The 17,132-nt window shown below is 61.3% G+C and carries 15 protein-coding genes; 7 read left to right on the forward strand and 8 right to left on the reverse strand.

The genetic code is table 11. From position 1 onward, the window contains the following. Positions 1 to 79 precede the first annotated feature (79 nt). The 7 genes from J5278_RS28105 to J5278_RS28135 all read left to right on the forward strand — a co-directional run bounded on the left by J5278_RS28105 (position 80) and on the right by J5278_RS28135 (position 8,065). Positions 80 to 1,405: an ABC transporter substrate-binding protein gene (locus tag J5278_RS28105; protein ID WP_209185622.1), complete on the forward strand. Its 1,326-nt coding sequence runs from the start codon at positions 80 to 82 to the stop codon at positions 1,403 to 1,405. A gap of 313 nt (positions 1,406 to 1,718) precedes the next feature. Further along, positions 1,719 to 3,347 carry an ABC transporter substrate-binding protein gene (locus tag J5278_RS28110; RefSeq protein WP_209185623.1) on the forward strand — a complete coding sequence of 543 codons (1,629 nt, stop codon included), beginning with the start codon at positions 1,719 to 1,721 and terminating at the stop codon, positions 3,345 to 3,347. A gap of 128 nt (positions 3,348 to 3,475) precedes the next feature. Further along, a complete protein-coding gene (locus J5278_RS28115) occupies positions 3,476 to 4,480 on the forward strand; it encodes an ABC transporter ATP-binding protein (protein WP_209185624.1) in 1,005 nt (334 codons plus the stop codon). Then, positions 4,477 to 5,460, forward strand: coding sequence for an ABC transporter ATP-binding protein (locus J5278_RS28120; protein WP_209185625.1), 984 nt, complete (start codon positions 4,477 to 4,479; stop codon positions 5,458 to 5,460). The genes J5278_RS28115 and J5278_RS28120 overlap by 4 nt, the downstream gene beginning before the upstream one ends. A gap of 12 nt (positions 5,461 to 5,472) precedes the next feature. Next, complete coding sequence (locus tag J5278_RS28125) at positions 5,473 to 6,399, forward strand: ABC transporter permease (protein WP_209185626.1); 927 nt, start codon at positions 5,473 to 5,475, stop codon at positions 6,397 to 6,399. A gap of 11 nt (positions 6,400 to 6,410) precedes the next feature. After that, positions 6,411 to 7,292, forward strand: a complete 882-nt coding sequence (locus J5278_RS28130; protein WP_209185627.1) for an ABC transporter permease — start codon at positions 6,411 to 6,413, stop codon at positions 7,290 to 7,292. 26 nt (positions 7,293 to 7,318) lie between these two features. Then, entirely contained in the window at positions 7,319 to 8,065 is a 747-nt protein-coding gene (locus J5278_RS28135) for a glycerophosphodiester phosphodiesterase family protein (RefSeq protein WP_209185628.1), read from the forward strand. Positions 8,066 to 8,078: 13 nt separating this feature from the next. Here the strand turns inward: J5278_RS28135 and J5278_RS28140 are convergent, their stop codons facing one another. The 8 genes from J5278_RS28140 to J5278_RS28175 all read right to left on the reverse strand — a co-directional run bounded on the left by J5278_RS28140 (position 8,079) and on the right by J5278_RS28175 (position 17,112). Beyond that, positions 8,079 to 9,569 carry an acetyl-CoA hydrolase/transferase family protein gene (locus tag J5278_RS28140; protein ID WP_142824968.1) on the reverse strand — a complete coding sequence of 497 codons (1,491 nt, stop codon included), beginning with the start codon at positions 9,567 to 9,569 and terminating at the stop codon, positions 8,079 to 8,081. 93 nt (positions 9,570 to 9,662) lie between these two features. Next, on the reverse strand, positions 9,663 to 11,054 hold the full coding sequence (locus J5278_RS28145) for an NAD-dependent succinate-semialdehyde dehydrogenase (protein ID WP_209185629.1): 1,392 nt from the start codon (positions 11,052 to 11,054) through the stop codon (positions 9,663 to 9,665). Positions 11,055 to 11,125: 71 nt separating this feature from the next. Beyond that, positions 11,126 to 12,541, reverse strand: a complete 1,416-nt coding sequence (locus tag J5278_RS28150) for an NAD(P)(+) transhydrogenase (Re/Si-specific) subunit beta (RefSeq protein WP_209185630.1) — start codon at positions 12,539 to 12,541, stop codon at positions 11,126 to 11,128. 2 nt (positions 12,542 to 12,543) lie between these two features. Continuing rightward, positions 12,544 to 12,852 carry an NAD(P) transhydrogenase subunit alpha gene (locus J5278_RS28155; protein ID WP_209185631.1) on the reverse strand — a complete coding sequence of 103 codons (309 nt, stop codon included), beginning with the start codon at positions 12,850 to 12,852 and terminating at the stop codon, positions 12,544 to 12,546. Continuing rightward, positions 12,849 to 13,997 carry an NAD(P) transhydrogenase subunit alpha gene (locus J5278_RS28160; RefSeq protein WP_209185719.1) on the reverse strand — a complete coding sequence of 383 codons (1,149 nt, stop codon included), beginning with the start codon at positions 13,995 to 13,997 and terminating at the stop codon, positions 12,849 to 12,851. Before J5278_RS28160 ends, J5278_RS28155 begins: the two co-directional genes overlap by 4 nt. Before the next feature lie 90 nt (positions 13,998 to 14,087). Continuing rightward, positions 14,088 to 15,113: an alcohol dehydrogenase AdhP gene (gene adhP / locus J5278_RS28165; protein WP_209185632.1), complete on the reverse strand. Its 1,026-nt coding sequence runs from the start codon at positions 15,111 to 15,113 to the stop codon at positions 14,088 to 14,090. A 231-nt stretch (positions 15,114 to 15,344) separates the two neighbouring features. Continuing rightward, positions 15,345 to 16,247 (reverse strand): YiiG family protein, encoded by a 903-nt coding sequence (locus J5278_RS28170; protein WP_209185633.1) that lies wholly within the window; start codon positions 16,245 to 16,247, stop codon positions 15,345 to 15,347. Between the two features lie 139 nt (positions 16,248 to 16,386). Continuing rightward, positions 16,387 to 17,112, reverse strand: coding sequence for an SDR family oxidoreductase (locus tag J5278_RS28175; RefSeq protein ID WP_209185634.1), 726 nt, complete (start codon positions 17,110 to 17,112; stop codon positions 16,387 to 16,389). Between the last annotated feature and the right edge of the window lie 20 nt (positions 17,113 to 17,132).

Here is a 17,132-nt window from a genome sequence, read left to right on the forward strand (position 1 = left end):
CTACTACGCGCCTGACACGTCGAGACAATGCCCTGGGAGGGGCCAACAGGGGTTAACGACCCCACGAGGAGGAGATGATATGACGCATATTTTCAGGAGATATCTGCTGGCGGCGGCTTCGGTCGTTGCTCTCGCCGGGGCTAGTCCCGCCTTTGCCGCAACCGAACTCTCGGTGCAGCGCTTCTTCGGCGCCTGCGATGCGGATTTCGGCACCAACACCGATGTATCCAAGGCGGTGGGCGAATGCGGCATCATGACGTCGCTGATCAACAAGTTCAACGCCGACAATCCCGATGTGCACGTCAGCGTCACCACTGTGGAATGGCCGGGCTACGATCAGCTGACGGCCCAGTTCGCCGCTGGCGACCCGCCGGATATCGTCACGATCCACCAGTCAGTGCTGGGCGATTATGCCTCGAGAGGCCTGCTGATGCCGCTCGACGATGTCCTGAAATCTGTCGGCGTCGCCTCTACCGATTTCACAGAGGCAAGCCTCAGCGGCGTTACCAAGGAAGGCAAGATCTACGGCCTGCCGATCGACAACTGGACCATGCTCTTCCACATCAACATGGGTCTCTTCAAGAAGGCCGGTCTCGTCAATGCCGACGGCACACCGATACTGCCGAAAAACGTCGACGAGCTTCTGGCGCAGGCAAAGCAATTCCGGGAAAAGACCGGCAAGCCCTATTTCGTCCAGAACCTTGCCAACGAGGTCGCTCTCTATACCCGCAATCTCTACACCTACCTGTTTCAGCAGGATTCCAATTTCTTCGCCGATCCTAAGCATGTGAAGCTGGATACGCCGGAAGCCAGAAAAGTCGTTGAGATGTACAAGGCTATCTTCGACAATGGCGACACGACCAAGGATCTCGACTACTCCGCCAGCATCAATGCATTCCTGGCCGGCGAAGGCGGCGTTCATCTGAACGGCACGTGGATGATCGGCGACTACACTGCGTCGTCGGAAAAGGCCGGAACCTCGCTCAATGCCGGCGGCTATGCCGTCTATCCCTATCCGCAGCTCTTCCCCGGCAAGAAGGCGCAGTATGCCGATGGACATAGCTGGGCGGTATCGCAGAAGGATCGCTCGCCGGAACAGATAGCCGCAATCGGCAAATTCCTGAAATTCTTCCACGACAACGACTTTGACTGGTCACGCACCGGCCATCTGCCGGCGATCAAGGCCGTGCTGACATCCAAGGAATTCCTGGCGCTGCCGCATCGTGACACCATTTCATCGATCACGACACTCGGCACCCCGCTTCCCTCCGCAGTCCAGCGCCAGTTCGCCATTCAGGACATCATCGGCCAGGAAATGAGCTCGGCCGTCACCGGCCAGAAGGATGTAGGCGCTGCCCTCAAGGATATGGAGTCGCGCGTCAACGACCTCCTCGGCAACCTCTAGCCAACAACGCTACCGAACGACCTATGCCCGCCAGAGTATTTCTGGCGGGCATAGGCATGTCGATCGAAGGGAACGGCTCGCCAAGGCGCCTTTCCCCGACCGTCGCTTACGGCCGCACGAGCGCAGTTTTGCGCCTTCGGCGCTGGCAAAAATCTGCTCTTCAGCTCTGCGCTCCTCTTTCCCATGGTTGAACGGATGACCGCCTGATGCACCCGTGTCACCAAAAATTCACCCCAGTTTCAACGACGTGACATCCAGCGAGCGGATACCCCTCCCCTGCGACGAGGCGAAATGCCGCTCACAGGAGATTACCATGATTTCACTCAATCGGCGTGCAGCCCTCGGTTTGATCGGCGGGACCGCCGGCAGTCTCATGCTCCCGAAACTGTCGATGGGCCAGGGCAAGCGCCCGTCCATCACGGTCGCAGTCCAGAAGATCACCATCAACAACACGCTGGATATCTGGTACGAGCAGTCGAACGTCGGAGAGCGCATATTCTTCCCCAATCTGTGGGAAGGCCTGATCGTCCGCAACTGGATGGGTAACCAGGAGCCGATCCCGGGTCTTGCCACCGAGTGGAAACGCATCGACGAAAAAACACTCGAACTGACGCTCCGCCAGGGCGTCAAATTCCACAATGGCGACGAGCTGACTGCCGATGACGTCGTGTTCAGCTTCTCGCCGCAGCGCGTCTTCGGCAACAGCCAGCCTGCAGGCGGCAAGACCATTTTCGAGGCCGACAACAAGCCGACGACGGCAAAGGAACTGCCGGCCACCTTCCCGGGCGTCGGACGACGTCTCTGGCCGGCACTGGCCGGTGTCGAGGCTGTCGACAAGTACACGGTACGGTTCCACAATGTCACGCCGGATGTCACGCTCGAAGGCCGGCTTTACGCCTTCGGCAGCCAGATCGCCAATCGCCGCGCCTGGGATGAAGCCCCCTCCTATCTCGACTGGGCACGCAAGCCGATCACGACAGGCGCCTACATGGTCGGCGAGTACAAGCCAGACGTATCCCTGACGCTGCTGGCCTTCGACCAGTACTGGGGCGGCCGCCCTCCGCTCGAGCAAATCCGCTTCGTCGAAGTGCCTGAAGTCTCGTCGCGCGTGAACGGCCTTCTCTCCGGCCAGTTCGATTTCGCCTGCGACCTGCCGCCGGACCAGATAGGTGCCGTCCAGGCAACTTCGGGCTTCGAGGTTCAGGGCTCGACCATTTTCAACCACCGCATCTCGGTTTTCAGCACTCAGAACCCGGTGCTCGCCAATCCGCTGGTGCGCCGTGCCATGACCCATGCGATCGATCGCCAGGCCATCGTCGATGCCCTGTGGGCCGGCAAGACGAACATCCCGGCCGGCCTGCAATTTGACTCCTATGGCGAGATGTTCGTCAAGGGATGGACGGTTCCGGAATACAATCCGGAGATGGCCAAGGATCTCCTGAAGCAGGCCAACTACAAGGGCGATGCCATCCCCTTCCGCCTGCTCAACAACTACTACACCAACCAGACGTCCAACGGCCAGATCATGGTGGAGATGTGGAAGCAGGTCGGCATCAATGTCGAGATCCAGATGAAGGAAAACTGGGCCCAGATCCAGGACGCAAGCAGCATGAAGGGCGTGCGCGACTGGTCCGCATCCCCGGCCTTCAACGATCCGGTCTCCTGCATTGTCAGCCAGTTCGGACCGAACAGCGAAATCCAGCAGCAAAAGGACTGGTTCAACGCCGAGGCAAACCAGATGTCTGGAATTCTCGAGACATCGACAGACCGCGCGGCACGCAAGAAGGCATTTGCTCGCATGCTCGAGATCTGCGAGCGCGAAGATCCGGCCTACCAGGTCCTCCACCAGAACGCGGTATTTACCGGCATGAAATCGTCCCTGAAATGGAAGGCAGCGCCCGCCTTCGCCATGGACTTCCGCGCCAACAACTGGGCCAGCTGAGACCCCGATCTATTTGCCTCGGCTGCATGATGCTGCCGGGGCATTTTTTTGTACCAGACACGGCCTGTCCAAGCGCCTCCCGCCCGGACTTCGATACGAGCGCCGTCATTTAGAGGGAGACCGTCCCGTTGCTAACCAATCTCGTAGAGCTCCGCAATCTGAAGGTCGCCTTCGACGGCGTTCCTGTGCTTCACGGCATCGATCTCGACATAAGACGAGGGGAATCGGTCGGGCTCGTCGGTGAATCCGGCTGCGGCAAGTCCGTGACCTGGCTCGCGGCACTAGGCCTGCTGCCGCGCCGGGCCCAGATCAGCGGCTCCGTGACGCTCGAAGGCCGGGAACTCTGCGGCGCCCCCCGCTCAGTGCTCGAACAGGTCAGAGGCGGCCGCATCGCGATCATTTTCCAGGATCCGTCGAGTTCGCTCAACCCCGTGCAGCGCATCGGTCGGCAGATTGCCGAGGCTCTTGCGCTCCACCGCGGACTGCACGGAGCAGCGGCAGCGGCCGAAACACTGCGGCTGCTGGACATCGTCGGCATCCCCGACGCCCGCCGTCGCGTCGATCTCTATCCGCATGAATTTTCCGGTGGCCAATGTCAGCGACTGATGATCGCCATGGCACTGGCCGGCGAACCCGATCTGCTGATTGCCGATGAGCCGACAACGGCGCTCGATGCGACGATCCAGGCGCAGATTCTCGATCTGCTGATCCAGATTCGGGCGGAGACCGGTATGGCGACCGTGTTCATCAGCCACGATCTCGGCGCGGTCTCACAGGTCTGCGAACGGATCTGCGTCATGTATGCCGGACGGATCATCGAAGAGGGCAGCATTGCCCAGCTCTTCTCTGAACCGCGCCATCCCTATACACGCGGCCTGTTCGACGCCATTCCGACCATCGACGGGCCACGCAAGCGCCTGGTCCCCATTCCCGGCACTGTCCCGAACCCGAAGCATATGCCATCCGGATGTGCATTTTCGCCACGTTGCGCGCGCGCCGTGGAAAACTGTCGTCATGAGATGCCGGCTTTCGAGACGATGGAGGATGGCAGGAAGCTCGCCTGCCTGCGCCCCGTGCCTGCGCGTGAGCTGGTGAGTTTTCCGTCCAGAGTTGCGGAAGAGGTTGCCTCGTGACGCCGCTTCTCGAGGCCAGAAGCCTCGTTCGAACCTATCATATCCCGACCGGTGCTTTCGGCAGGCCCACACCTGTGCGGGCCGTCGACGGCATATCGCTATCCGTCAACGTCGGCGAGACGCTCGGTATCGTCGGGGAATCCGGGTCGGGCAAGTCGACGCTTGGCCGGATGTTGCTCGGCATCGATCCTGTCCAGTCGGGCGAGGTTCTGTTCGAAGGCAAGCCCATGCCGGCCGTGGCGACCCGCCTTTGGCGGGCATGGCGGGCAAAGATGCAATTCGTCCACCAGGATCCGCTGGCAGCGCTCGACAAGCGCCTGACGATTTCCGCCCAGATCCGCGAGCCCCTCGATATCCACAAGCTCGTGCCCAAGGAACAGCGCAATCTGCGTGTGACCGAGTTGATGTCCGCAGTCGGGCTGCGCCAAGACCAGGCCGATCGCTATCCCCATGAACTTTCCGGCGGCCAACGGCAGCGCGCCGTCATCGCCAGGGCGCTGGCGTCTCGCCCGAAGCTGATCGTTTGCGACGAGCCCGTCTCGGCGCTCGATGTGTCGATCCAGGCGCAAGTTGTGAACATGCTGAGCGACCTGCAGGCGGAAAACCGGCTCGCCATGGTGTTCATCAGCCATGACTTGAAGGTCGTTCGCAACATCGCCGACCGCGTCGCCGTAATGTATCTCGGGCGGATCGTCGAGGAAGCCTCCTCGGACGTGATCTTCAGTTCGCCGCAGCATCCCTACACCAAGGCTCTCGTCTCCAGCGTGCCTGTTCCGGGCAGACAGCTTGAGGGTCGGGTCATCCTGCAGGGCGAGCCGCCGAACCCTGCCAACCGGCCTTCCGGCTGTGCCTTCCATCCGCGCTGCCCGATTGCAGCCGAGATATGCCGCACGACAGTGCCTGCCTTGCAGACCATCGGCGATGGCCGGACTGCCGCCTGTCACCTGGTGAAGACCGACGACGCCTCGATTGCCGCATAGCGGGAGATAAACATGCTGCGTTTCGTTCTCGTCCGGATCCTTCGGGCACTGATTACCATTGTGGCGGTCGTCACCTTCGCCTTCGTCGTGCTGCGCATGTCCGGCGATCCGGCGCAGGTGATGCTCGGTCCCGATGTGCCCAAGGAAGCCGTCGATGCCTTTCGCAAAGCATGGGGTCTCGACCAGCCCCTGTGGGTCCAGTATTTCGCCTACATGAAATCCATCCTCACTGGTGATTTCGGCGTTTCCATGCGCGACAGGGCCTCTGCCCTGCATCTGGTCATCGACCGCATACCGGCGACACTGGAACTGACTATCCCGGCTCTTTGCCTGCAGCTCCTGATCGGCATTCCGGCGGGTGTCTATGCCGCCCTGCATCGCCAGAGCTTTGCCGACCGCAGTGTCATCATGGCCGCGATCCTCGGTTTCACCGTTCCCTCCTTCGTGATGGGATTGCTGCTGGTGCTGATCTTCTCGGTGATCCTCGGTCTGCTGCCATCGGGTGGCCAAGGCACGTGGCAGCAGATGATCCTGCCGATCGTGACCATGAGCATCGGCTATATCGGTATCCTGGCACGCTTTTCGCGCAGTGCGATGATCGAGGTGATGGGCCAGCATTATGTCCGCACAGCTTCGGCAAAGGGCCTGAAATGGCGCGACGTTGTGTGGAAACATGCATTGCCGAACGCCGCCGTGCCGATCGTGACAATCGTCGGCTTCCTGGTCGGCACGCTGATTGCCGGCGCCGTCGTCGTGGAGTCGATCTTTTCCTGGCCGGGCATCGGTCGTCTTCTGGTGGTCTCGGTCAGCAACCGCGATCTCGCGGTCGTCCAGTGCATCCTGCTGCTGATCGCCGCGACGATGGTTATCTCCAATCTGATCGTCGACATGCTCTACGGCTGGCTCGATCCACGCCTGCGCGCCCAGTCGGCACATTGAGGACTTCGGACATGACGACGGTAGATGCGACATCCATTCCCGTGAGGACGAGCAAGAGACGGGGGCCGCTCGGCTGGTTATGGCGCAATGTCCCCCTTAGCATCGGGCTCGGGATCGTCTGGCTTCTTGTGATGATATTCGTCGCGATTTTCGCCGATCAACTGCGCCCGTACGGCATCACGGCGATGGACCTCAGCAGCCGTCTTGTCGCACCTGGCCATTTCAAGCACTGGGCCGGCACGGACGAGCTTGGTCGGGACGTATTCTCGCGGTTGCTGCAGTCGATCAAGGTGTCGCTGATCATTGCCTTCGGGGCGACGATGATATCGGCCTTCTTCGGCACGGCGCTCGGCTTTGCTGCCGCGAAATTCCGGGGCATCGTCGAACATCTCGTGCTGGTGCTAGCCGATTTCCAGGCGGCCCTGCCGTTCCTGATCATGTCTCTGGCGGTACTGGCCTTCTTCGGCTCGTCGATGACACTGGTCGTCTGCCTCATGGGTTTCTACGGTTGGGAACGCTATGCCCGTATCGCCCGCGGGCTGGCCATTTCCGCCAGCGCCCAAGGTTATGCAGCAGCGGTCGTGCAGCTCGGCGCATCCCCGTTCCGCGTCTACCTCCGTCACATCCTGCCGAACGTCGCCTCGACGCTGATCGTTTCGATGACGCTGACATTTCCGGAGATCATCCTGATGGAAAGCAGCCTGTCCTTCCTCGGCCTCGGGGTCCAGCCGCCCGAATCCAGCCTCGGCAACATGGTCGGCTTCGGGCGAGAATACCTCACCCGCGCACCGTGGATCATGCTGGCGCCCTCGGCCGTCATCATGCTCACCACCCTGTCGATCTCGCTTGTCGGCGACTGGCTGCGCGACAAGCTCGACCCGACAACACGCTAACACCCACTCAACAGGAAACATCCTCAATGACACTCATCACCGGCCACCGCGGCGCCCGCAATCTCTGGGCCGAAAACTCGCTGACGGGCTTTCGCAACGTTCTCGATCTCGGCGTCGACGCGGTGGAATTTGACGTCCACCTGACCACGGCCGGTGAACTCGTCGTCATCCACGACGCAACGCTGGACCGAACGACGGATCATACCGGCCCGGTTCGCACCCTCTCGCCTGAAGCCCGCCAGAAGGTGATGCTGAAGGATACGCACGAGGCGATGCCAACGCTTTCCGAGGTGCTGGAAGTGCTGGCGCCGGCCAACCGGCTCGCCTTTCATATCGAGATCAAGGCCGACGAGAACGGCACGCCCTATCAGGGCATCGTCGAGCGGGTCGCTGGTGAGATCGGACGTTTCGGCATCGGCAGTCGTAGCTGCCTGACATCCTTCGATACGTCCGTTCTGGAGGATTGCCGCCGCCAGGCGCCAGCCATCGCCCGCCTCGTCTCGATCAGCGCCATATCGGCAGAAAAGCATGGCGGAATCTCGCGATTCCTCGAGAAGATCGACGGCCTCGCCAAGCTGGTCGCCGTACACCACGAATTGCTGGAGGCGGAATGGGACGTCATCACCGGCGCTGTTCCGATCGAAGATCTGTGCGTCTGGACGGTGAACGACGAGGAGACCATCCGCCGGTGGCTTGCGCGCGGCATCGGTCACCTGACCTCGGATGCCCCGGATCTGGCGCTGAAACTGCGCGGGGAAATGACCGCGCTTTAGGCGAGGTCCGAGATTAGCGCAGCATGGTTCCCGTCGTCTGCTTGCGGATGTGCCACGATAGCGCCTCTTCGAGCAGGTGCGGGGTATGGCCGCCGCGCGCGGTGGCGCGTGCCAGGTAATCCTCGAGTTGCTCGCGATAGGACGGATGGGAACACCGGGCTATGATCATCGCCGCCCGCTCGCGCGGCGCGAGTTCGCGCAGGTCTGCGAGGCCGTGTTCGGTGACGATGATATCGACATCGTGCTCGGTGTGGTCGACGTGGCTGACCATCGGGACCACCGAGGAAATGCTTCCGCCCTTGGCAAGCGACTTCGTGACGAAGATGGACAGATAGGCATTGCGCGCGAAATCCCCGGAGCCGCCGATGCCGTTCATCATGTGCGTGCCATTGAAGTGGCTGGAATTGACATTACCGTAGATGTCGACCTCCAGCGCGGTGTTGATCCCGATTACCCCGAGACGCCGGATTACCTCCGGATGGTTGGAGATTTCCTGCGGGCGCAGCACAAGCTTGGCCTTGTATCTGTCGAAGTCACCGAACACCCGCTCGGCACATCCGGCCGAGAGCGTGATCGAGGAGCCCGAGGCAAATGCGAGCTTTCCGGCATCGAAAAGATCGAAGGTGCTGTCCTGGAGGACTTCGCTATACATCCTGAGGTGATGAAAAGGCCCCTTCCCCAATCCTGAAAGCACCGAGTTGGCGATCGTACCGATCCCCGCCTGCAATGGCTGCAGCGAAAGGTCGAGCCGGCCGCATGCCACCTCCTGCTCCATGAAGCGGATCAGGTGCCCGGCAATTGCTTCCGTTTCCGTGTCCGGTGCCTCGACGGACGAGAAGCTGTCCTTCTGCCCGGTGATGACGATGGCGGCAATCTTGTCCGGATCGATCGGCACATAGGGAAGACCGACGCGGCTATCGCAGGAAACGACCGGGATAGGCTCTCGCGACGGGCGCTTGGTGGGGATATAGATGTCGTGCAGGCCTTCGAGCGCCAGCGGCTGGCTGAGATTGATCTCGACGATAATCTGCTTGGCAAGGATCGCGAAACTCGCCGAGTTGCCGATCGAAGTGGACGGCACGATGCCGCCCTCTTCGGTAATCGCCGTCGCCTCGATGACGGCGTAGTCGATCGGACCGAGCTGGTTGGAGCGGAGATGTTCGACCGTCTCGGACAGATGCTGGTCGATGAACATCACCTCCCCGCGATTGATCGCGGCACGCAAAGTCGTGTCGACCTGGAACGGCATCCGGCGCGCCAGAATTTTAGCCTCGGTCAGCATCCGATCGATGTCATGGCCGAGCGATGCGCCGGTGATCAGGGTGATCTTGAATGGATCGGTCCTGGCACGTTCGACCATGGCGAGCGGCACCGCCTTGGCGTCGCCTGCCCTCGTGAAGCCGCTCATGCCGATGATCATGCCGTCCTTGATCAGGGCGGCCGCAGCCTCCGGCGTGGTGATCTTGTCCAGCAGCGATTTGCGACGGATGCGTGTCTCGAACATTCTGGCCCCGGGGTTGGATAGGTCTGAAGAGGAGGGGTAAGGCCTCCCTGTCGTGGCACCGAAGCATCGGCTACGACAGGGAGAAATTTCTGCTCAGAAGGGTGCGTCTATGTCGACGATGTTGATCAGCTTGTGGTTGACGAACTCCTTGATCCCGAGGTCGAGTAGCTCCCGCCCGTAACCGGAGCGACGGACGCCGCCGAAGGGCAGATCGGCCTTCACCATCGTCGGATGGTTGACGAACACCATGCCGGTAGAGATCTTCGCCGCAACTTCCGCACCGTGCTTGGTGTCGGAGGTGAACACCGAGCCACCGAGGCCGAAAGGCGAATCGTTGGCGATGCGGATCGCATCGTCTTCGTCACTGGCGCGAAACAGCATGGAGACGGGACCGAAGAATTCCCAATAGCGGGCGGGATTCTCATCCGAGACGTTGGTGAGGATCGTCGGCTGCACGAATGCGCCCCGGTTGGGAACGCTGGGCCCGACTTCGGTGGCCGTGGCGCCGAGCGCAACGGCTTGCGCGATCTTCTCGCGGATTTCATCGGCAGCAACCTGCGACGACATTGGCGCGAGCGTGGTTTCCGGTGCGAAGGGATCGCCGGCACGCAAGGCTGCGACGCCTTTGATATATCTCGCGAGGAACGCATCGTAGACGCCATCGAGGATGATCATGCGTTTGGAGGAGACACACACCTGGCCGCCGTTCCAGTGCCGTCCGAAGACTGCCCATTTGACGGTCTTTTCCATGTCGGCATCGGCAAGCACCACGAAAGCGTCGGCACCGCCGAGTTCCATGGTGGATTTTTTTAGGGCCTTGCCCGCTTGGGAGGCGACAATGGCGCCAGCGCCTTCGGAACCCGTCAGGGCGACGCCATGCACGCGGGGATCGTTGAGAATTATCTCGATCTGCGAGCGGGTGGCATAGAGGTTCTGGAAACCACCGATGGGCAGGCCAGCTTCCTTCATCAGCCCCTCAAACGCCGCTGCACTTTGCGGCACGTTCGAGGCGTGCTTGAGCAGCATGGTGTTGCCCGCCGACAGCTGCGGGGCGATGATCCGCGCGATCTGGTAATAAGGGAAATTCCAGGGCTCGATGGCGAGCAGGACGCCGAGGGGTTCGTGCACCAGAGTGGCGTCGCCTTCCGCAGGGTCGGCCACCGGCAGCTTTTGTGGGGCAAGCAGCCTTTCAGCGTTGTTCGCGTAGTATTCAAAGATAGCTGCCGACAGTTCCACTTCTGCCCGGGCTTCCGATATCACCTTGCCCATCTCGAGGGTCAGCAGATTGGCGTAGCTGTCGACATCCCGACGCAACAGGTCGGCCGCATTCTGCATGACCTCGGCGCGGTCCGCAAACGGTGCCGTTTTCCACGACAGGAAGGCGGCGTGCGCTTTGTCGATTGCCGTGCCTACCTCGGCGTCCGTGGCGTCGGCAAAGGTTTTCAACGTTTCGCCCGTGTAGGGATTGATGGTTGCATATGCCATGTTACTTACCTTTCGCAGTGTGTGGCGCGTCCGATTTCCCATGGCGCCACCGGTTAGAAGCGGATGCCGGATCAGCCTCCGAGCTCCTTGATGGCCTGGACCATCTGGGTAATCACGGCCTGGGCGTCGCCATAGACCATGTTGCAGTTGTCGCCGTAAAACAGCAGGTTCTCGACGCCGGCATAGCCTTTGCCCTGCCCTCGCTTGACGACGTAGACCTGGTGCGCCTGATCGACATTGAGGATTGGCATGCCGTAGATGGGAGAGGACTTGTCGGTGCGCGCCGCCGGATTGACGACATCGTTGGCGCCGATGACAAGGGCGACATCGGTCGTCGCGAACGCATCGTTGATGTCCTCCATGTCGAAGATGATGTCGTAGGGAACGCCAGCCTCGGCAAGCAGCACGTTCATGTGCCCCGGCATGCGACCCGCCACCGGATGGATGGCAAACTTCACATCGACGTCGGCCGCCTGCAGCATCTTCACCAGTTCGTAGAGCTTCTGCTGCGCCTGAGCGACGGCGAGGCCGTAGCCCGGAACGATGATGACGCTGGAAGCATAGCGCATGGCGATGGCCGCATCGCCGGCGTCTGCCGGCTTCATGCTACCGGCGATGTCTGATGTCGAGGCGGCGCTAACGTCCCCGAAGTTGCTGAAAAGCACATTTGCAAGCGACCGGTTCATGGCCTTCGCCATCAGCACGGTCAGCATCGTGCCGGCCGAGCCGACCACCATGCCGGCAATCATCAGCGCAGGATTTTGCAGGGCATAGCCTTCGAGCGCGACAGCAAGGCCGGTAAAAGCGTTGTAGAGCGAGATCACCACCGGCATGTCGGCGCCGCCGATCGGCAGCGTCATCAGGATGCCGAACGCCAGCGCGCAGCCGAAGAACAGGAGCGCGATGACAACGGTGGGCAGGCCATCGTACTGCAGGACAAGCAGGGTCCCGAGCGCAATGGCGAGCAGGAACACCAGCCCGTTGACCAGGCGCTGGCCCGTGAAGCGCCATGGCTTGTCGATGCGGCCGTCGAGCTTTGCCCAGGCGATGACCGAGCCGGTCAGCGAGATAGAGCCGATCAGCGCACCGGCGATGGTGACGGAGGCATTCAGCGGCTCGGCCGTGGCAACCTTTAGCAGTTCGACTGCAGCAACGGCCGCCGCCGCACCGCCGCCCATGCCGTTATAGAGCGCAACCATCTGGGGCATCGCTGTGACGGCGACCTTGCGGCCATTCCACCATGCCCAGCCACCGCCGAGACCGAGCGCAAGAACGGCAAGTACGATATTTGCCGGCATGCGCGGCTGTGCTGCCTCTGGCAGATCGGCCAGCACGAGAAAGCTCGCGGCGACGGCTATGACCATGCCGATCCCGGCAACGACGATCCCCGAAAGTGCCGTGACGGGGGACGACATGCGTTTTAGCCCGAATATGAAGAGAGCTGCGGCCACAAGGCCGCTCAGCCCCTCGATATGTTGAAGGAACATGATCAAACCTTCTTTTCGGTGCTGGGACGGAACATGGCGAGCATCCGGTCTGTCACGATGTAGCCACCGGCGGCATTGGCCGCTCCGAGCATCACAGCCACGAAGGCGAGAACCTGCGCGGTGATGCTTGTCGCCGTGAACAGGGCATGCAGCGCGCCGACGACAACGATGCCGTGGATGAAGTTGGAGCCGGACATCAGCGGCGTGTGGAGGATGGAGGGAACCTTGCTGATGACCTCGTAGCCGGTGATGGCGGCGAGCATGAAGATGTAGAGGGCAATGAGCCAGGTAAGGGATGTGTCGGCGATCATACGGCTGCTCCTTCGGGGGTCTTCACCGGGACCACGCTCGGCAGTGGCTGGTTTCTCATCTGGCCTTCATGAGTGAGGACTGTCTTGGCGATGACCTCATCGTCAAAATCGAGCACCACCTTGCCATCGCGCACGATCAGTTGGAGGAGATTGAGGAGGTTCTTGGCGTAGAGTTCGCTCGCATGCTGGGCGAGATGAGACGGCACATTGAGCGGCGCGAGAATGGTGACCGGCCCGATCTCGACGGTTTCGCCCGGCTTCGTTGCCTCGCAATTGCCACCGCCTTCCGCGCCGAGATCGACGATAACTGACCCCGGCTTCATGCCGGCGAGCTGCTGTGCATTGATCAGCTTTGGAGACGGGCGGCCGGGCACGGCGGCCGTGGTGATGATGAGATCGGCCTCCTGGATGTGCTGCGTCAGGGCCGCATTGACCTTCAGCTTCTCCTCGGCAGTCAATTCCCGGGCATAGCCGCCCTCGCCGCGTGCATCGACGCCGGTCTCGACGAACTTGGCGCCTACGGACAGCGCCTGCTCCTTGGTTTCGGGGCGAACGTCGTAGCCTTCGGTGATCGCGCCAAGGCGATGGGCCGTTGCAAGTGCCTGCAGCCCGGCAACGCCGAGCCCCATGACCAGGACCTTCGCAGCCCTGAGCGAACCGACGGCCGTCGTCATCATCGGCAGGATTCGCGGCATGTTGGCCGCACCCAGCAGCGGCGCATAGTAGCCGGACAGTGCCGACTGGGTCGAAAGCACGTCAATCGCCTGGGCGCGACTGATGCGGGGCACCGTCTCCATGGCGAAGGTCGTGATCTTGCCCTCGCACAGCGCCTTGACCAGTTCCTGCTCCCGGTTGGCATAGACGAGGCAGATCAGGATCGCGCCCGGCTTCATCATCTTGACGGTGGCAACGGCTGGAGCCTGAACGGAAAGGACGATATCGGCATCGCCGAGCAGCGCCTTCAGGTCTGGCTCGAACGCGACGTCCTGAAAGCTTGTATCGGGGAGCTTTGCCGCATCGCCGGCACCAGACTGCATATGAAGTTTGGCGCCGAGCTTGACGAGCTTGCCCGTCACCGCCGGTGCCAGCGCGACGCGCTTCTCGCCCGCCCTTGTTTCCTTGAGCACTGCAATCTTCATGGGGATCGAACTTTCACGGTTGTCCGGGCTACAGCGTTCCCTCCCCGGGAGAATGCTGTGGCTGCGGTCTGGGTAAGGGACTGGTGATAAAAATGCCTAGTCGATCTGCAGAACGATGCGGCCGTCGATGCCGCCCTCTTCCATGCGGGCAAAGATGGCGTTGATGTTTTCGAGCTTGTCCCAGGAGAAGTGGGCTGCCACTGCGCCGTCACCGGCAAATTCCAGTGCTTCCTCCAGATCCTGCCGCGTGCCGACGATGGAACCGCGCACGGTGATGCGCTTCAGGACCGTGTCGAAGATCGGCATCGCAAACTTGCCCGGTGGCAGGCCAACGAGCGCCATCGTGCCATGCGAGCGCAGCGCACCGAAGGCCTGCTCGAAGGCTGCCGGCGACACCGCCGTGACGAGAACGCCATGCACGCCGCCAAGACGTTTTTGCAGCTCTGCAGCCGGGTCGACCTCACGGGCATTGATGACGATCTCCGCCCCGAGCTTTGTCGCAAGGGCCAGCTTGTCGGGATGAACGTCGATGGCCGCAACATGCATTCCCATGGCCTTGGCGTACTGAACTGCCATGTGGCCGAGACCGCCGACGCCTGAAATCGCCACCCATTCGCCTGGCTTGACCTCGGTTTCCTTGAGCGCCTTGTAAACCGTCACGCCGGCGCAAAGGATAGGTGCTGCGGGACCCCACTCCAGATTGTCCGGAAGGCGGCCGACGTAATTCGGATCGGCGAGCGCATATTCGGCAAAGCTGCCGTTGACGGAATAGCCGGTGTTCTGCTGGTCGGCGCAGAGCGTCTCCCAGCCGGTGCGGCAATGGGGGCAATAGCCGCATGCAGTATGAAGCCACGGGACGCCGACGCGGTCGCCTTCCCTTATGCGCTTGACGTCGCGTCCGATGGCGACGACGGTTCCCACGCCTTCATGGCCCGGAATGAACGGCACGGTCGGCTTGACCGGCCAGTCACCCTTGATGGCATGGAGATCGGTATGGCAGACGCCCGTCGCGGCAATCTTGACCAGGATCTGGTCGGCACGCGGCTCTGGCACTGGCACATCCTCGATCACCAGAGGTTTGCCGAATTCGTGGAGAACAGCGGCCTTCATCATTTTCGTCATGGAATGCTCCTTGGGTTATCGCCAAGTAGCATGCACCCCGACCAGCCAGCTTGATCTCAATCAACCGAGGGAGAGCATGGCCCCGGCCAGTGACGACCAGAGCCTCCGGGGTCCCGTTATTGCGACAGGTGGGCAGCCTGCCATCGATCCGTTGTCACGATCGGCAAAGCAACTGTCTTGTCTGTCCCTATCGGGCCATATCAGAGACTGCGGTATCTGACATCTCGACCATCAGGTTGTAGTCAGAGACAATTTTCTCGAGACTTTCACCGGCTCCCTTGCGAGCGTCGCCTTTGGCTTTTTCCAGCAGTGTATAAAAGTCACGCATCTCCGAAGCATGGTATCGGGCCGCGATTCAAAGCCAATGAATGCGCCGGGGTTCGCCGAGGAAAAATCGTCGAACTCGGTCGTCGCGGCCGTGTAACCGTCCAGTGCTGTCTTGAAGGCCTGCATGTCGACTACGGGGTTTTCTGCATTCGGCAGGAGATTGATCATCGTTTCGGCATGCATCATGGTGTTGCGAACCTGCCAGGCCGCCTTCTTGCCTTCAGCCTTTTCGATGGCCGCCAGAGCAGCAAGATCGGTCTTTTGCTTTTCTACGCGCAAGGCGGTCTCTGCGTCCTTCCGGCGCGCTTCGTAAGCGGCGCCTAGCGGTGCGATATCCTTATGGAGGGCTTTGCCGCCTTCCATTTTATCCACCTTGTAGTCACCGCGCTCGTAATAGGTGTTGGCCTTTTCGATCACCGGCGCCAGCTTCTGATAGGCATCGAGATATGCCATCATGGCGGCATCGAGGTCGGGCATTTTCGGCTCGGAGACAGCAGCTTTTTTAACCACATCGATCTGCTGGCCGACATCGTACAGAGAGTAGAGACCGTAAATGGTCCTCTCCTTGCCGGTCGGTCCCTTGCTCATGTTGACCCACAAGCGATAGCGCTGAAGCGAGTCCGTCGCGCGAAGCGTGTCGTTCATGAATTTGACGTAGGCGTTCATCTTGGTCACCGCCAACTGAGTGGCGCTGACCGACGCGCTGGCGTCCTGCGCGTAGGCTGGCTGCCACACCAGAGCTGGCTGCGCACCGAGTGCGAAGAGTGCGGCCCCCGCCGCCAGAACCAAGGATTTCAGATATCCCATCAAACCTATTCCCCACGAAAATCTATTTTGAATAAACGATACAGACCAAATCGATGTGGGGCTGGAGTGAGCAAGGTCAACCGCAAGATGCCGGGCATCTTGCGGTTGAAAAAATGGAGTATCGGGTATGACGCCTCGCCTAGACTGCGAGAAATCCCCCATCGACATTCAAGACCACGCCGGTGACCATTTCCGTGTCTTCCGACAACAACATAGCGATGGTCCGTGCGACGTCTTCGACTTCGGCAAAGCGCCCGATGGGATGGCGCACCATCATCGGCTCCGACTTGACAGGGTCGCTCCAGGCTCTGAGGGCAAGCTCCGTTAGCGTGATCGTCGGGGCGACTGCGTTGACGCGAATGCCGTGCGGGCCGAACTCCTTGGCCATGACCCGCGTGGCGCCTTCCAGCCCGGCCTTGGAGGCGGCGTAACAAAGATGCTCGGCAAAACCGCGATGGCCCGCAATCGAGGTGATGTTGACTATGGCGCCGCCGCCCCCGGCTGCGACACGCGCCCGGCCAAACTCCTGACAGGTGATGAGGGCGGCACGAAGGTTGATGCCCATGACCGCCTCGTATCCCTCCTCGGTCATGTCGAAGCTCGATTCGAGCACGTTGATACCGGCGCTATTGATCAGGAAATCGGCGGTACCCGCTTCCCGCATCGCCGCCCGTGTCGCAGCCGGGTCGGCGAGATCGACGGCAATCGAGCGTCCGCCGACTTCTTCTCGCAGGCTTTCCAGATCGGACGCCGTGCGGCTGAGTGCAATGACCTCGGCGCCCCGCTCCGCCATGATTTTCGCGCAGGCGCGGCCGATGCCCTTGCCTGCGCCGGTGATGATGACGGATTTCCCGGCAAACTGCATATCTGTCTCCTCCTCAGGCA

This window comes from Rhizobium sp. B21/90 (genome assembly GCF_019355815.1).
Classification (GTDB): Bacteria; Pseudomonadota; Alphaproteobacteria; order Rhizobiales; family Rhizobiaceae; genus Rhizobium; species Rhizobium rhododendri.

What these genes read in the sequence shown, in the direction of transcription:
- J5278_RS28105 (WP_209185622.1), top strand. Translation starts at nt 80, where the DNA reads ATGACGCATATTTTCAGGAGATATCTGCTGGCGGCGGCTTCGGTCGTT.
- J5278_RS28110 (WP_209185623.1), top strand. Translation starts at nt 1,719, where the DNA reads ATGATTTCACTCAATCGGCGTGCAGCCCTCGGTTTGATCGGCGGGACC.
- J5278_RS28125 (WP_209185626.1), top strand. Translation starts at nt 5,473, where the DNA reads ATGCTGCGTTTCGTTCTCGTCCGGATCCTTCGGGCACTGATTACCATT.
- J5278_RS28130 (WP_209185627.1), top strand. Translation starts at nt 6,411, where the DNA reads ATGACGACGGTAGATGCGACATCCATTCCCGTGAGGACGAGCAAGAGA.
- J5278_RS28135 (WP_209185628.1), top strand. Translation starts at nt 7,319, where the DNA reads ATGACACTCATCACCGGCCACCGCGGCGCCCGCAATCTCTGGGCCGAA.
- J5278_RS28140 (WP_142824968.1), bottom strand. Translation starts at nt 9,569, where the DNA reads ATGTTCGAGACACGCATCCGTCGCAAATCGCTGCTGGACAAGATCACC.
- J5278_RS28145 (WP_209185629.1), bottom strand. Translation starts at nt 11,054, where the DNA reads ATGGCATATGCAACCATCAATCCCTACACGGGCGAAACGTTGAAAACC.
- J5278_RS28150 (WP_209185630.1), bottom strand. Translation starts at nt 12,541, where the DNA reads ATGTTCCTTCAACATATCGAGGGGCTGAGCGGCCTTGTGGCCGCAGCT.
- J5278_RS28155 (WP_209185631.1), bottom strand. Translation starts at nt 12,852, where the DNA reads ATGATCGCCGACACATCCCTTACCTGGCTCATTGCCCTCTACATCTTC.
- adhP (WP_209185632.1), bottom strand. Translation starts at nt 15,113, where the DNA reads ATGACGAAAATGATGAAGGCCGCTGTTCTCCACGAATTCGGCAAACCT.
- J5278_RS28170 (WP_209185633.1), bottom strand. Translation starts at nt 16,247, where the DNA reads ATGGGATATCTGAAATCCTTGGTTCTGGCGGCGGGGGCCGCACTCTTC.
- J5278_RS28175 (WP_209185634.1), bottom strand. Translation starts at nt 17,112, where the DNA reads ATGCAGTTTGCCGGGAAATCCGTCATCATCACCGGCGCAGGCAAGGGC.